The sequence below is a fragment of the Saccharibacillus sacchari DSM 19268 genome (assembly GCF_000585395.1).
In the GTDB taxonomy this organism is placed as follows: Bacteria; Bacillota; Bacilli; order Paenibacillales; family Paenibacillaceae; genus Saccharibacillus; species Saccharibacillus sacchari.
The window spans coordinates 4,369,771-4,384,473 of sequence record NZ_KK073875.1; the positions used below are offsets into that span (position 1 = coordinate 4,369,771).

17 protein-coding genes are annotated in these 14,703 nt (G+C 51.5%); all 17 read right to left on the minus strand.

What is annotated here, in order from left to right:
• Window positions 1-242: 242 nt before the first annotated feature.
• A complete protein-coding gene (locus tag SACSAC_RS18905) occupies window positions 243-1,217 on the minus strand; it encodes a polyprenyl synthetase family protein (protein WP_037289259.1) in 975 nt (324 codons plus the stop codon).
• Window positions 1,214-2,068 (minus strand): menaquinone biosynthetic enzyme MqnA/MqnD family protein, encoded by an 855-nt coding sequence (locus SACSAC_RS18910; protein ID WP_425414821.1) that lies wholly within the window; start codon window positions 2,066-2,068, stop codon window positions 1,214-1,216. The genes SACSAC_RS18905 and SACSAC_RS18910 overlap by 4 nt, the downstream gene beginning before the upstream one ends.
• On the minus strand, window positions 2,065-2,682 hold the full coding sequence (locus tag SACSAC_RS18915) for a UbiX family flavin prenyltransferase (protein ID WP_037289263.1): 618 nt from the start codon (window positions 2,680-2,682) through the stop codon (window positions 2,065-2,067). Before SACSAC_RS18915 ends, SACSAC_RS18910 begins: the two co-directional genes overlap by 4 nt.
• Window positions 2,676-3,548, minus strand: coding sequence for a UbiA-like polyprenyltransferase (locus SACSAC_RS18920; protein ID WP_037289266.1), 873 nt, complete (start codon window positions 3,546-3,548; stop codon window positions 2,676-2,678). Before SACSAC_RS18920 ends, SACSAC_RS18915 begins: the two co-directional genes overlap by 7 nt.
• A gap of 1 nt (window position 3,549) precedes the next feature.
• The gene (locus SACSAC_RS18925; RefSeq protein ID WP_037289268.1) at window positions 3,550-4,266 is read right to left on the minus strand and encodes a demethylmenaquinone methyltransferase; all 717 of its coding nucleotides are present in this window, start codon (window positions 4,264-4,266) and stop codon (window positions 3,550-3,552) included.
• The gene (locus SACSAC_RS18930) at window positions 4,266-5,057 is read right to left on the minus strand and encodes a heptaprenyl diphosphate synthase component 1 (protein WP_051507256.1); all 792 of its coding nucleotides are present in this window, start codon (window positions 5,055-5,057) and stop codon (window positions 4,266-4,268) included. The genes SACSAC_RS18925 and SACSAC_RS18930 overlap by 1 nt, the downstream gene beginning before the upstream one ends.
• Before the next feature lie 117 nt (window positions 5,058-5,174).
• Window positions 5,175-5,399, minus strand: a complete 225-nt coding sequence (gene mtrB, locus SACSAC_RS18935) for a trp RNA-binding attenuation protein MtrB (protein WP_037289270.1) — start codon at window positions 5,397-5,399, stop codon at window positions 5,175-5,177.
• 168 nt (window positions 5,400-5,567) lie between these two features.
• Window positions 5,568-5,840: an HU family DNA-binding protein gene (locus SACSAC_RS18940; protein ID WP_037289272.1), complete on the minus strand. Its 273-nt coding sequence runs from the start codon at window positions 5,838-5,840 to the stop codon at window positions 5,568-5,570.
• Window positions 5,841-6,082: 242 nt separating this feature from the next.
• Complete coding sequence (locus SACSAC_RS18945) at window positions 6,083-6,445, minus strand: 2Fe-2S iron-sulfur cluster-binding protein (protein ID WP_037289274.1); 363 nt, start codon at window positions 6,443-6,445, stop codon at window positions 6,083-6,085.
• Window positions 6,446-6,505: 60 nt separating this feature from the next.
• Window positions 6,506-7,546, minus strand: a complete 1,041-nt coding sequence (locus tag SACSAC_RS18950) for an NAD(P)H-dependent glycerol-3-phosphate dehydrogenase (RefSeq protein ID WP_037289276.1) — start codon at window positions 7,544-7,546, stop codon at window positions 6,506-6,508.
• Window positions 7,539-8,177 (minus strand): glycerol-3-phosphate 1-O-acyltransferase PlsY, encoded by a 639-nt coding sequence (gene plsY, locus SACSAC_RS18955; RefSeq protein ID WP_037289278.1) that lies wholly within the window; start codon window positions 8,175-8,177, stop codon window positions 7,539-7,541. The genes SACSAC_RS18950 and plsY overlap by 8 nt, the downstream gene beginning before the upstream one ends.
• 60 nt (window positions 8,178-8,237) lie before the next feature.
• Entirely contained in the window at window positions 8,238-9,566 is a 1,329-nt protein-coding gene (gene der, locus SACSAC_RS18960; RefSeq protein WP_037289280.1) for a ribosome biogenesis GTPase Der, read from the minus strand.
• A 208-nt stretch (window positions 9,567-9,774) separates the two neighbouring features.
• On the minus strand, window positions 9,775-11,055 hold the full coding sequence (gene rpsA, locus SACSAC_RS18965) for a 30S ribosomal protein S1 (RefSeq protein ID WP_037289282.1): 1,281 nt from the start codon (window positions 11,053-11,055) through the stop codon (window positions 9,775-9,777).
• A gap of 93 nt (window positions 11,056-11,148) precedes the next feature.
• Window positions 11,149-11,844 carry a (d)CMP kinase gene (gene cmk / locus SACSAC_RS18970; protein WP_037289285.1) on the minus strand — a complete coding sequence of 232 codons (696 nt, stop codon included), beginning with the start codon at window positions 11,842-11,844 and terminating at the stop codon, window positions 11,149-11,151.
• 186 nt (window positions 11,845-12,030) lie between these two features.
• Window positions 12,031-12,672 (minus strand): flagellar brake protein, encoded by a 642-nt coding sequence (locus SACSAC_RS18975; RefSeq protein ID WP_037289287.1) that lies wholly within the window; start codon window positions 12,670-12,672, stop codon window positions 12,031-12,033.
• A 211-nt stretch (window positions 12,673-12,883) separates the two neighbouring features.
• Window positions 12,884-13,633, minus strand: a complete 750-nt coding sequence (gene prsW / locus SACSAC_RS18980) for a glutamic-type intramembrane protease PrsW (protein WP_156951040.1) — start codon at window positions 13,631-13,633, stop codon at window positions 12,884-12,886.
• A gap of 107 nt (window positions 13,634-13,740) precedes the next feature.
• Window positions 13,741-14,352 carry a genetic competence negative regulator gene (locus SACSAC_RS18985; RefSeq protein ID WP_037289289.1) on the minus strand — a complete coding sequence of 204 codons (612 nt, stop codon included), beginning with the start codon at window positions 14,350-14,352 and terminating at the stop codon, window positions 13,741-13,743.
• Window positions 14,353-14,703: the final 351 nt, after the last annotated feature.

The window sequence follows — 14,703 nt, forward strand, 5'->3', positions numbered from 1 at the left end:
GAATTTGTCCGGGTTTTGGAGAAGTTCCTGTTTGAAAAAGAAGCAGAACCGCTACGAGAGAAATTCGTTCAAAACGCTGTTTCACTCGGAAAGCTGGAAGTAAATCAAGTAGGATGCTTTCCGAGTTCAAAGGCGTTTTTCACTGAATTTCTCTCTCCGCTGGGTGGCTTCGTTCTCAAACAATACTTCTCTGCAAACCGGATAAATTCTTGAATTCCCCTTTTGCTTGGTGGTAATGGGTGTTAATAGGTGCGCCGGGACACGAAGTGCGCGATATCACGCAGATGGCGTCTAGCGCGGATATCGGGCAGGCGGTCGAGGGCGGCTAACGCTTTTTGGGTGTAGCGGTCGGCCAGCTCTTCGGCTTTGGCGATGCCCGTGCTATTTCTGATCATGGCAACGGCGGCGGTTACGTCCGTGCGGCCGTTGGCTTCGTGGATTCGGCTGATTTCATTCAGCAGCGGTTCGCGCAGCGACTGTTCCTGAAGGGCATACAAGACCGGGATGGTAATGTTGCCTTGACGGATATCGCTGCCCGGCGGTTTCCCGATTTGTTTTTCGGTTCCGCACAGGTCGAGCAGGTCGTCCCGAATTTGAAAAGCCATGCCGACGTTGTAGCCGTAGTTATAGAGTTCGCGCGCGGCTTCGTTCGAAGCGCCGGCGGCGAGCGCGCCGAGTTGACAGCTTACGGCGATCAGCAAAGCCGTTTTGCGGCGGATGCGCAGCAAGTAGCGGCGGATGCTTTGGCCGGAGTTGAAAAAGTCGCGGATCTGCTCCATTTCCCCGATCGACATTTCCACCATCGCTTTGGCTAAAATGCGGTGAATCCGGGGGTCGTCGAGGCCTGCTACGATCTCCAGTGCTTTTGCGTAGATGTAATCTCCCGTGTACATGGCGATTCGATTGTCCCATTTCGCTTTGACCGTCAACTGGCCGCGGCGCGTTTGCGCGTTGTCGATGACGTCATCATGCACAAGCGATGCCATGTGGATCAGCTCAAGCGGAACGGCGATGCGTTGCAAACGATCCAGCTCATATGTACCGAACTTTCCGCCCAGCAGGACGAAAGCCGGGCGAAGTCGTTTGCCTCCGGCTTTGAGCAAGTGCATGGCCGCTTCGCCCAATGCTTCGCTCTCGACTTCGATGCTCGCGTACAGCGAACGTTCTACGGCATCCATATCCTTTTTTAATGTTCCGAAGATCTCCATTCGTTTCATTCATTCACCCGTATCTGCGTATTATCGCTCCAAATGTCGATCTCCGCCTCTTGCGGCAGCAATCCCATCTCCCGAACATAGCGGAAATAAAGGCTCAAGCCTTCCAACCGTTCCGGAGTCAAGTCGTAATTCAGATTCGCAAAATACCCCTGCCAGTATTCCAGCTTACCGCCGAGCTTCTTCTGCGCTTCGACGGCGACCGGCGTTACGTCTTGCACACTGCGCTGTTTGCTTACAGCAAACGCCGCAGCCAGTTCGGCAATTTGCTTCGGATAGCGTGCCGCAGCCTTTTTCGAAACGGTCCAGACCGCAAACGTCATGCTTTTCCCGGTCCAATTTTTCCACTCTGCTCCGAGATCGGTCACGATGTAATCGGTATTTGCCCAATCGGCCCGGATGGCATGATCCCCGATCAATAATGCAACATCCGCATGGCGCAACATGTCTTCCAGATCCGGTTCGCATGTTATATATTCAGGCTTGGCTTCATACGCTTTTTCCGCGATAACTTTAAACAAATTGACCGAGGTTGCAGATGTATTGGTCAGCGCGATCCGTCCGTGAACCGCCTCCGCAAACGGCTTGCGTGAAAAACAGAGGATCGACTGGACCGGACCGTCCGCGCTCACCGACAAATCCGGCAGCAGCAAAAAGTCGTTTGACGCTGTCGCGTAGGCAAAAGAGGAGACCGGACTCATGTCCAATTCCCCATCCAGCAGCAGTCGGTTCAAGACAGCCGGAACTTCGATCCGCGTCGTCGCCGGAAAGCTGAGCGCAGAGGGATCAAAGTAATGATACACCGGCCAAACGTTCGTGTAGAGAATGCGCCCCAAGCGCAAAGGCTCGCTCACGACTCTTCCCCCCATCTTTTAAACAAATTATGTGGTATTCCAACCGTATCCAATACCTTGCCGACCAAGAAATCGACGATTTCCTCCAAAGTGCGCGGACGTTGGTAAAAGGCCGGCATAGCCGGAACCATTTTGACTCCGAGCCTGGACAGCTTCAGCATATTCTCCAAATGGATGGCGTGCAACGGCGTCTCTCTCGGCACAATGACGAGCGGACGACTTTCTTTGAGCATGACATCAGCCGCACGGGTCATCAGATTGTCGGACGAACCATGAGCAATCGACGACAACGTACCCATGGAACAAGGGGCGACGATCATTCCCTCGGCCCGAAAAGAACCGCTGGCGATCGACGCCCCAATATCCGCCACCGGATGATAGATCAAGCGACCTGAACGCCCGCCGAAGCGACGTTCCAGTTCTGACTCCCGGCTCGAAGCGTCAAAATCCATCTCTTCTTTAAGTACGCGCCAACCGGCATTCGAAATCACCAGATTCACGGTAAAACCGTAATCCAGCAGTTCCTCCGCCAGTCGTACGCCGTAAACGCTGCCGCTGGCACCAGTGATGCCCAATACCCAGTGCCTGCCGGTGCCTACGAGTTCGTTTACCAAAATTTCACCACCAAATCGATCAATGTGAAAACAAAGACGATACTGCTAAGCCAACTGTTCATCGTGAAAAAAGCAGTTTGCACGCGGCTCAAGTCGCTCGGCTTCACGATGCGGTGTTGGTAGAACAAGATCGAGCAAGCGATCACGACGCCTGCCGCGTACCACCAGCCGAGCGGAGTAATGAAAACGAGCGAAATCAAACCGATAGCCGTTACGATATGGAAGCCCTGAGCGATCTTCAATGCTTTTTCCAAGCCGAACCGACTCGGGATCGAATAAATGCCTTCTTTGCGATCAAAGTCGATATCGTCGCAAGCATAAATCACGTCGAAGCCGGCGGTCCAGAACGCGATGGCGATATAAAAAACGAGCGACGACCAACTGAAGCTGTCCGTTACCGCCGCCCAACCGCCGAGCGGTGCCAAAGCGATCGTTGCGCCGAGCACGATATGGCACAACCAGGTAAAGCGCTTCGTATACGAGTACAGCAAGATGAGCGCGAGAGCGATCGGGAACAACGTCAATGCAAATCTTGACAATTCCCATGTTGCCCACAGAAATAGACCGAGGAAAACAACGACAAAAATCGCAACCTCGCTCGTTTTCAGCAAACCTGCCGGAATCGCGCGCTTTTCCGTGCGCGGGTTCTTGGCATCGATGTAACGGTCGATCAAGCGGTTCATGCCCATCGCCGCGCTTCTAGCCCCGATCATGGCCAGCAAAATCCAACCGGCCTGCGCCCAAGAAGGCAGGTGTCCGTTAATGACCACGGAGCCGAGCAGCATTCCCATAAAGGCAAAGGGAAGCGCGAATAACGTATGTTCAATCTTGATCATTTCTAAAAAGACACGGATTTTCCCGAACATGCTATTTCTCCTTAATTCCGATATGCAGCGCGGCGACTCCGCCTGTCAGCGGATAATCTTCGACCTGTTTCAGGCCGACATCGCGAAATGTTTGGGCCAATTCCTTGCGTCCGGGAAACGGCTTAAGCGATTCCGGCAGCCACTTGTATTGCTCATAGCTTTTAGCAAAGATTTTGCCGAATACCGGCAAAACGCGATCGAAATAAAAATAATACAGACCCTTGAAAGGTTGGGTCGTGGGCTTGGAAACTTCCAGGCATACGACCATTCCGCCCGGTTTGACCACGCGACGCATTTCTGTCAGTACTTGAACAAGGTCAGGCACGTTGCGCAGACCGAAACCGATCGTCGCATAATCGAACGAATTATCGGCAAACGGAAGTTCCATCGCGTTCCCCTGAATCAGCTTGATCTGATCGCCGTAAGGAGCCACCGCAATTTTTTGTCGCCCAACGTCCAACATGGCCTGGCTGAAATCAAGTCCCGTGATCGGCCCGCTTTTGCTGGCTTCTGCCAAACTAAGCGTCCAATCGCACGTCCCGCAGCACAAATCGATCGCGCTGTCCCCAGGCGACACGGCCATTTTTCGCATGGCGAACTTGCGCCACGCCTTATGGCGGTTAAAGCTGATAATGTTATTCATGCGATCGTAATTCGGCGCGATCTTCTGGAACACGTCGTGAACGTGCTCCTCTTTCGGTTTAGACGAATCCGCCATTATCCGATCACCTTTCCTTTCAACTCTGCCGAAGCCTTGAAGTTTTCAATCAGCGGATTTAACAATTCACGATTTACGGTGGATGGCAGTTCCGCGACTGCATTCTCCAGTTGCTCCGCAAACATCCCAAGCCATTGGGCTAATTCCGCATGGACTGCTGTTTCCTTGTCTGACGCCTGCCCAGCGGATCGGAAGGATATAAGATCCTGATCCGTTCCGCTTGCAACAGCCAATTCCTCTACAGCCGCTTCGCACAAGCCGACAAGGTTAAGCAACGTCTGCCAATGAGCCGACAAAGCCCCTTTCAACAAACCGTCAAAGCCCTCGAATAGGCGCACCTTGATACCGGCCACCTCATCAAGATATTCACGTAGTTCGGGAACTTTTCCTCCCTGAATCCGCAGGTACAACTCCATTTTTCTCCGGTTCACATCCGCGATTGCGCGACTTAGTTCGGCAATCATTTCGACCTCGCCCGCCGCAGCCAGCAGCTCGTAAAAGCGACTGCTGTAATAATCGCCTGCCAGCACTTTGAGCTGCCGGGTGCGCATTGCTTGTTCTTCCTCGCTATCGTCTCCCGGCGCTACGCGGTCATGGATATCCAGACCCGTCTGAAGCAAGGCGGTGACGGTTCCATAGACCTCGCTCCGGCCGGCAAATTCCGAAGCTTCAAGGAAAACATGCAAAAGTCGAAGCCGGGCGTCCGGCAATGCCGGGATGGCCGTATGCTTCCGGATCATATCATATCCGGCATATTTTTCGGTTTTCTCCGGTACGCAGTAAGGTTTCATCAACAGGCCTCCGACTTTTTACAACGTTCAACGCTAATTTTGTCACAATCTTTTCTATTATAGCATAAGCTTCTTCAAACAACTAATACTCTGCCGCAGATGAAGGCAAGGTTGTGCTTAGGATTCGGTCTCGATATTCCCGTGTTTAGTAAAGACGGTAGCCTTGCCGCGCACCTTGATTGCAGAGGTATGATCGGTAAATTGCGCGATTAGCACCTCGCCCTTGTCCAGTTTCTCCGTGTGATGAAAGCGCGTGTCTTGTCCTCTTGTCAGCCCGATTACATGAACGCCGTTCTCATGGGCTTTGATGACGACGTAATCCGCTTTTTCCGATTGCTCCATAATATTACCTCCTTGATGGTATGTGAGATCATTTATTTGCGTATCGTTGTGTGTTCAACGGTAAATAAAGAAAAAGGCCGTGAATGTGTATTCACGGCTTTCTCCCATCTTCAGCCGCAAGCAGCCTCGATGTTCAAAATCTTAAATCCCGAAAGGATTATGTAGATTTTATTTAATTCCGTCTTTCAGGGCTTTGCCCGGTTTGAAAGCAGGAATCTTGCTTGCCGGGATTTCGATCTCTTCGCCAGTTTGCGGGTTGCGTCCTTTACGGGCGGAACGTTCGCGAATTTCAAAGTTACCGAATCCAACGAGCTGTACTTTCTCGCCGTTTTGCAGAGCAGTGGCAATGGCTTCGAAAACAGCGTCAACCGCTTTGGTTGCTTCTTTCTTACCAAGCTCGGATGCTTCTGCAACGTGGCTGATCAGGTCAGATTTGTTCATGCGTTTCACCTCCTGTTACAATCATACCCGGCACTCGTCCGAGTGCCCGCCTATAAGGCGTATTTGGTCTTTCCGTTTTGCCACAAAGCAAACCGCTAGGCGGTACAAAGCCGGAATTCTCAAACTGCCCAGAACCTGCGTTCTGTAGGCAACAAACCTATAGTAATACACCAGCCTTATAATTTCAAGCGTTTCGTCTACCCTGCAACAGATTTAACAGAATGCCGCAAAACAACACCCCATCAACGCCAAAAATCGTCTTCCTCTTCTTTTTGCCGTTCAAGCTGCAAGCGAATCGCTCGTTTCAAAGGGTCTTCCGGTGTCTGCACCGAAACGTCTCCGCAGACTTTGGCTTGGCAAGCCAGACGGATTCCGTCTTCCAGGCTGGCCCCCAATTTTCGACGTTCCGGTTCAGCCGGAGGCAAAACTCCGGCGTTTTCCGATTCCACCGTGACCTTGCACATGAGGCAGCCCATTCGTCCTTCGCAGCGCACGGGAATCCGTACGCCCGCAGATCTTGCAGCAGCAAGCAGCGTAGTCCCCGATCTTACGCGCACGTTTTTACCGTCCGGCGAAAAAGATACGGTATGACTCTGAGTGGGCATGTTCGCTCCTCCTTTTTTCAAAGGCATCATCCGCAAGAAACTGGAAGTCAAAGAACACGCTTACGTATGCCACTGCTCCCAGGTCTCTTGAGAAATCATTTCCATCTCCGTCTTCGGTCCCCGCCCCATCAAGGCTTCGACGGCCGTTTTGGGATCGAGTCCCTCAAACAAAACATGGTACAACTGCTCCGCAATCGGCATTTGAACCTTATATTTTCGAGAAATGAAATGAGCGGCCTCCGTTGTGCGAATGCCTTCGACAACCATTCCCATCGAATCGAGAACTTCTTGAAGCGGCTTGCCTTGTCCGAGCATATAGCCCGCCCGCCAGTTCCGGCTATGCTTGCTTGTCGCCGTAACAACAAGGTCGCCTACCCCGGCCAGTCCGGCAAAAGTAAGCGGATTCGCTCCCATTTCCGTGCCGATTCGCGTAATTTCAGCCAAGCCCCGAGTTAGCAGCGCAGCCTTTGCATTATCGCCGTTTTCCAGGCCGTCCGACATCCCTGCACCCAGTGCGATAATGTTTTTAAAGGCGCCTGCAAGCTCGGCTCCAAGCACGTCACGGTTCGTATATACGCGGAAATAAGCATTCATCAGCAAATTTTGCGCGCGTTGAGCTTCTTCCTCATTGGATGAAGCCACGGCAATCGTTGTAGGCAGCCGTCTGGCAACTTCTTCCGCATGGCTCGGTCCGCAAATGACGCCGATCTTCGACTCTTCGCAGCCTAATTCCTCCGCGATAACCGTCGACATCCGCTTCAACGTACCGACTTCCATTCCTTTCGTAGCGTGAACGCAGAGCATATCTTCGTGCCAAAAAGGCTTCAATGCACGAACGACTTCGCGCATTGCCTTGGACGGCGAAGCGATCACAACCGCTTCGGCGTCCTTGACGGCCTCTTCCATGTCGCTTGTGGCGCGAACTCCGCTCGGAATCTGAACACCCGGCAAAAAACGCGCGTTTTCATGCCGTTCGTTAATCTCCTTCACATGCTCTTCGTTACGCGCCCATAGCCGGACGTCATGGCCATTGTCGGCCAAAACCATAGCCAGAGCCGTTCCCCAACTTCCCGCTACCAATACGCACACTTTTTTAGCCAAGGCTGCGCTCCTTCCCGCCGGACTTCGAGCCCAGCTTGTTCTCTGTTCCGTTTTTCAGCTTGACCAGATTGCCGCGATGCCGCCAAACGGCAAGTGCCCAGATCGCGATGCCGACAATCAGCACGGCGGTTCCGTAATCATGCCAGCCGGCAGCGTTATATATAATCAGCACAACCGGTGTCAGCGTCACAAACAACAACGAGCCCAGCGAAACATAGCGGGTGAAGACGATCGCCAAGATGCCGACAATGCCCGCGATCAAAGAAGGCAGGAAGCAAAGCGTTGCCAACATGCCAATGGTAGTCGCAATCCCCTTTCCGCCTTTGAAGTGGAAATACAGCGGCCAGTTGTGACCGATTACGGCTGCCAGCCCGGCAAGCGCCGGAGTCCAATCGTAATCGGGCGCCAACCAGCGACCCAGCCACACGGCGAGAACGCCTTTGCAAATATCCAGCACAAGTACCAGGATTGCGGGCCCTTTTCCAAGCACCCGAAGCGTATTCGTCGCGCCGGCATTGCCGCTTCCGTGGTTACGAATATCGATTCCCTTGAACAATCTGGCGAATAATACGCTGAAACTGACCGAGCCCAGCAAATAAGCGGCTACGATCGCGATTCCCGAAAATATCATGGTTCGCTCCCCTTCGTGCAACTAAACTTTTACAGCCCCTTATCATGTGCCGACGTCATGTTATGCGTTTTTGTTATCGTCGGATTTGCGTCTGGTAAAGATTCGAATCGGCGTTCCTTCGAAATCGAAAGCTGCCCGAATCTTGTTTTCCAAGTAACGTTCGTAAGAGAAGTGCATCAGTTCCGGCGCGTTCACGAATACCACGATCGTCGGAGGTTTAACCGCAACCTGAGTCGCATAGTTAATGCGCATGCGACGCCCCTTGTCTGTCGGCGGCGGATTGATGGCTACCGCATCGGAAATTACGTCATTAAGCAAACCTGTAGGAATGCGACGCGAATGCTGTTCAGCCGCTTGATTCACGACAGGCAGCAACTTTTGCACGCGTTGTCCGGTCAAAGCCGACAAGAATACAACCGGTGCGTAGGTCATGAACAGGAAGTGATCCCGAATACTTTTCTCGAAATGCTGCATCGTTTTGTCGTCTTTTTGAACAACGTCCCATTTGTTGACGACGAATACGGAAGCTTTACCTGCTTCAAGCGCATATCCCGCGATATGTTTATCTTGTTCGATAATGCCTTCTTCGCCGTTGATAACAACCGCAACCACGTCTGCGCGCTCAATCGCGCGCATCGCACGCATCACGCTGTACTTTTCCAGGTTTTCGTACACTTTGCCGCGCTTGCGCATGCCGGCGGTGTCGATCAGTACGTAACGTTGTCCGTCGCGCTCGAATTCCGTATCGATCGCATCGCGGGTCGTTCCGGCTACATCACTGACGATGACGCGCTGCTCACCGAGCAAAGCATTGACAAGCGACGATTTGCCGACGTTTGGACGGCCGATCAACGCAACGCGGATCACGTCCTCGTCGTACTCTTCCTCTTCCGCTTCAGGCAGGTTTTCCACGATCGCGTCAAGCAAATCGCCTACGCCGCTGCCGTGCGCGCCCGATACGCCGATCGGATCGCCAAGACCCAGATTGTAAAACTCATACGTATCATCCATGCGGCTCATGTTATCGACTTTGTTAACCGCCAACACGATTGGTTTTTTGGAGCGATACAGCATTTCCGCGACTTCCGAGTCCGATTGCGTAAGACCGGCTTTGGCATCGCACATTAGAACGATAACGTCAGCTTCTTCGATCGCCAGCTCGGCCTGAAGCTTAATCGATTTGAGAATTTGTTCATCATTAAGCTCGATACCCCCGGTATCGATAATGCTGAACGACCTGCCGTTCCAGTCGCCTACACCATAAATCCGGTCGCGCGTAACGCCCGGCTTATCTTCGACGATGGACAGTCGGTCGCCGATGATTCGATTGAAGATCGTAGACTTGCCCACGTTTGGACGGCCTACGATCGCGACTACTGCTCTTGCCATTTGAACATTCCTCCCGTCAGCCTCAGCTGAATTTTCCCGTTACACGACAAGAAACGGTTAAACCAATCCATTCGCGGATTAGCCCCCGTTTCCCATCGGCAGATCCGGCCCATAAAGATGCAGATGACAGCCGATCTGTCCTTATATTGCACAAACGGCGAACCCGCAGCGGGTCCGCCGTTTGCTCGTTGCTATACTAAGGTACCAATTATTCTTCCGATTGGCCCAGTTTTTCTTTGAGTGCTGCCAGGTCGAAACGCTCGCCCAGGGAAACGTTCATGCTTTGATTGCTCAGCGAAACGTTAGGGTTGTCGATTTTCTCGACGCGAGGACCTTTATCGCGGCCTCTGCCCGCTCCCGATCTTTCTGGACGCTCAGTTCTTTCCGGACGCTCAGCGCGAGCTTCGCCCGCAGGAGCTTCTTCGGTTTCTTTGATGCTCAGGCTGATGCGTTTTTCCGAAGGGTTAACGTCAAGTACTTTAACTTGAACGGTTTGTCCTTCTTGAAGAACTTCCTGAGGCGTGCCGATATGCTTGTGGGAGATTTGCGAGATGTGAACCAGACCTTCCACGCCAGGAGCGATTTCCACGAATGCGCCGAAAGGTACAAGACGTTTAACTTCGCCGCTGATGATTTCGCCTTGGTTGAACTTCTCGGAAGCCGTTTCCCATGGACCTGGAGTAGCTGCTTTGATGCTCAGGCTGATTTTGCCTTTTTCCGGATCGACTTTAAGGACTTTCACCTTAACGCTGTCGCCTTCGGATACCGCATCGGATGGTTTGTCGACATGATGCCAAGCCATTTCCGAAACGTGAACCAGGCCGTCAACGCCGCCGACATCGACGAATGCGCCGAATTGAGTCAGGCGTTGTACTTTGCCTTCGATCACTTGACCTTCTTGAAGTTCAGCCATCACTTTAACTTTATTGGCTTCGAATTCTTGTTCAAGAACATCTTTAGCGGACAGAATGACTTTGTTGTTTTCGCGATCCAGCTCTTTTACGCGAACGCGGATTGTGCGGCCTTTGTAATCGCTGAAGTCTTCAACGAAATGACGCTCAACCATCGAAGCAGGAATGAAAGCACGCAGACCTACGTCTGTTACGATACCGCCCTTAACAACGTCGGTAATCGTAACTTCGAAGATTTCCTTGTTAGCCAATTTTTCTTCGAGTTGATCCCAAGCTTTCGCTCCGTCGATCGCACGCTTGGAAAGAACCATTTGCTCTTTGTTGTCGTTCAGGCTAACAACTTTAGCAACGACTTCTTGTCCGATTTCAGCGCCTTCTTCGAGCTCGCGAGTCGCGATTACGCCGTCGTATTTATAACCGATGCTGACGTACGCTTGGTCATCGTCCAATTTCACGATCGTGCCTGTAACAGTGTCCCCTTTTTTAACGGAAACCACTTGCTCCAGTTGATCTTGCGTAGCCGTTTCTTCGTTCACTTCTTGGTTTACTACTTCTTCATTTCTTGTCTCTTCCGACATGTTAAATACCCTCCTCGATTCAAAACCCTCATATTTAAACCCGCGGTGCGCAGAGTTCAAAACATTATTGCTTCAACCGTCTTCATTTCGTTCTTATCGAACGATCTTCCGATCGGCTTGGTGCACGATCGCGTCAGCCACCTCATCGATGGTCATGCTCGTCGTATCCAGCACCATCGCATCGTCCGCACATACCAGCGGCGACACTTCGCGATTACGATCCAACTCGTCTCGCTGCGAAATTTCCTGTTCAAGCTGTTCAAGCGTAATGGCTTCAGACTCCGGCATTTCCCGATATCGTCTTCTTGCCCGCTCCTCAACGGTAGCGGTCATGAAGATTTTCACTTCTGCGTCGGGAAGTACGGTGGTTCCGATATCGCGTCCATCCATAACGACACCTTTACGCAAAGCCATTTGCCGTTGTGAAGCTGACAGCTTCGCACGCAGCCCCTCGATTTGCGCATATCGTGAAACCGTCCGATTGACTGCGAGAGACCGAATTTCGTCCGTCACGTCTTGGCCCGAAAGCCAAACGCGCTGGCCGTCGTCTCCGGGAACCAACTCGATGTCAAGCGCCTTAAGGCGTTCGAGAACCGAAGCCTCGTCTTCCGCCTCAATGCCGTGCTTCAGCATATCCCATGTCACGGCCCGGTACATTGCCCCCGTATCCACGTATACATAAGAAAGCTTAGCGGCAACCTTGCGCGCGACCGTGCTCTTCCCTGCTCCTGCAGGTCCGTCGATCGCGATGTTGATTCTGAACTCCCGTTCCCCGTTCAAACTGGACAAGGGGCCATTCCTCCTCAAAACCGTCTATCCGAACAAACAAATAGACTTCTCAATCAATAAAAAAGCAGGCTGGGCCTGCGACAATAAAATTATAGCACAAGGATGTTTAATTTGCAAAACGTCAGCAAACGAAAGCAAAAAAATGCGAATCCTTTTCAAAAAACATCGAATCAAACCTGATTGGAATTACCGATTCCGAAAATCAAGCTGACGTTCGAAGCAGTAACGAATGACCTTTTGGCGCTCGGCATCCGCAATCCGACTGAAATGTACGCTCACCGTATTCAGACCTGTACCCGGTTCCTTAACCCGAAGCACTTCGCCGCTGAATTGAACATGATCGATGCTTCCGCTTTTGAACGCAAGCAAAATCCAACCATCGACCTCTTGATTCATATGAAGATCATGCTCATGGGGTGAAGTAAAAGATAATCCGCCGCCGCTTAAATCGGAAGTGATTGCCGTAAAATGAAATTCCGGCGCCAACACGGCGATTTCCACTTTTGCGGGAACCCGCAAGTAATGTCTCCGTTGAATCTTCGATATTTCTTCCGGTAAGGGCTTGCTGATCCGCATCAAAGGAATCGAATCATCGTGATAGCCCAGTACGTGCGAGGTAAAATAATATTTGATTCCGTCTTCCGTCATATGGTAGACCGACAATTCCTCACCCAGGCGAAGTCGACTCATCCGACCTCCGCGCATCGGAATTTCAACCAGCAAGGATTGTTCTTCGATCTCCGAAATCCGGGAACGGTGTTCATTTTCAAGTTTGGCTTCCATGGATACGGGCTGCATAAACAGCATATCGTTCGTTTTTGGATACATTTTTTGATCGCCCGCCTTTAATATGCTTGCCATTCGGCTGTTCGCCGCGTTGTCAGGCCCCCTGATCATCGGCCTCATCAGTATAGCATGGAAAAATATGCTTGTGAGCCTAATATCCCAAAAAACAAAAAGAAAGCCCGGCCTCCAAGCTATTTCTAAGCCAGGAGCGGACTTTAAATGGATTTTCGAGTGCAAAACCAGTACTTTCGAATCAGGCTTTTTTCTTTTCCGATAGCGATGTGCGGGAAGAAGTCGGCTTTTGCATCGCTCGATCGAACGGTTCTTCCTTTTTCAAAAAACGGAACGGGGAACGATTATTGGCCTTGACGACCTTGTCCATTCCTCCATACCACATCAATGCCATAAACGGAATGATGTACCAGAGCCAGTAATGACCGGATAGGTTCAAAATGATGTCGTAGACGCCGTGCCAGAGTAGAGGCATCAAGAGTGACAGCAAAAGGAATTTTTTGCGTTGGGAAGGATTGGCGAATTTCGCCCTCCCCATGTAATAGCCCATTACGACGCCGAACATCGCATGACCCGATACCGGAAGCAATCCGCGCAGCAGCAGCGCACCGAAGGAAGCCTTGAGTTGAAAAGCATACATAATGTTCTCGAGCGTGGCAAATCCGAGCGCTACGGCTACCGCATATAAGATTCCGTCATAAGGTTCGTCAAACTCGGTATGATTATAGATAAAATGGAATAAAACAAACCACTTGAACGCCTCTTCCACGCCTGACGATATGCCAAAAGCAAACAAATACGGGTTATCGCCAAAAGCTCGCAAAAGGCCTTGTTGCACAATCGTAATCGGCAGCACGACCAAAAAGCCGAGCAAAAACATCCGTACCACCATGTGCAAAGGCTCCGCATCATACTTGTCTTTGAGGTAAAAGTAAAAAAGCAGCGCTACACCGGGCGTAACGGCCGCGACTAAAATGGTGAGAACAAACAATGCTTCCTCCTTTCCCGCCTGCTTACGGCGAATGTACGGGTATCGATTTCATGCGAAAACGGAAACGGCCGTCCCGGCAATCGGGACGGCGGCGTTTCGTTCGGGTATCAGGCCCGGCGGTCAAAGTGCGTGCAAATCTGGGCAACCGCCCGATCTGCCATGACCGTCTTACCGTATTCCTGAAGCACGGCCGGTGTCACTGACGAGGAGCTGCCGAATTCGGCAAGCACCGCCGCCAGAGAGTCGTGCAGCGAATCATCCAAATCCTCCGCGGAAAAATGCAGGAACCAGGCGTTGTTATAATGGTAAAGCGAACCGTTCTCGGTTACTCGTTCACGCAGTACGTGAGCGGCTTCGATCAAAGGATCGATATCGTGGAAGGAGTAAACGATCGTATCGTTTGCCTCCATGGTCACTTCCATTTCATAAACTTCATCCGGCATTTCTTCGTCTCCCGGTTCCGAATGGAGCGGATCGTATTTCCCTTTGGTTACGACTACGACCATGCCTTGGGCAGGAAGAGCGAATACTTCGACAGCCAAAGGACCCGTTGCGTCAAACCCCAGCTCGGAATAGGCTTGATCCATCATCTCGGTAAACAGCTCGTGGACTCTCGGAATCTCCTGCCACATGTCTTCTCGCTGAATACCACGTTCATTGAGATCATCGGACGTAAGGAAGATGCGAATTTTATCCTGACTTAATCGTTCAATTTTCATGACAGGACCCTCCTTTTGGAGTGAATTTTGTTGAAAAGGCATCCCATGATCGGCATGTCTTCAGCGCTGTCATTCGTACACCGAGCACGAAGCGCCGGCTCCTGGAGACACAGCACTTGCGGCGTCGGCCCGAAAACAACTCCGAAAAACTCGCCACTGGTTGTGTTTTATATATATAACCACATATTTATGTTATCACTTCTTTCCGCTAAATGCACGCCCGGAAATCAAAACGCGTGAAAGGTTTCAGGTTGAAATGAAAAGGTTACAATCCCGTTATGTGCCGCAAAGCTTCTGGCACTTATGCTAGACTTTGAAAGGGTTACATAAATGAATGACAGAAAGCGAGAT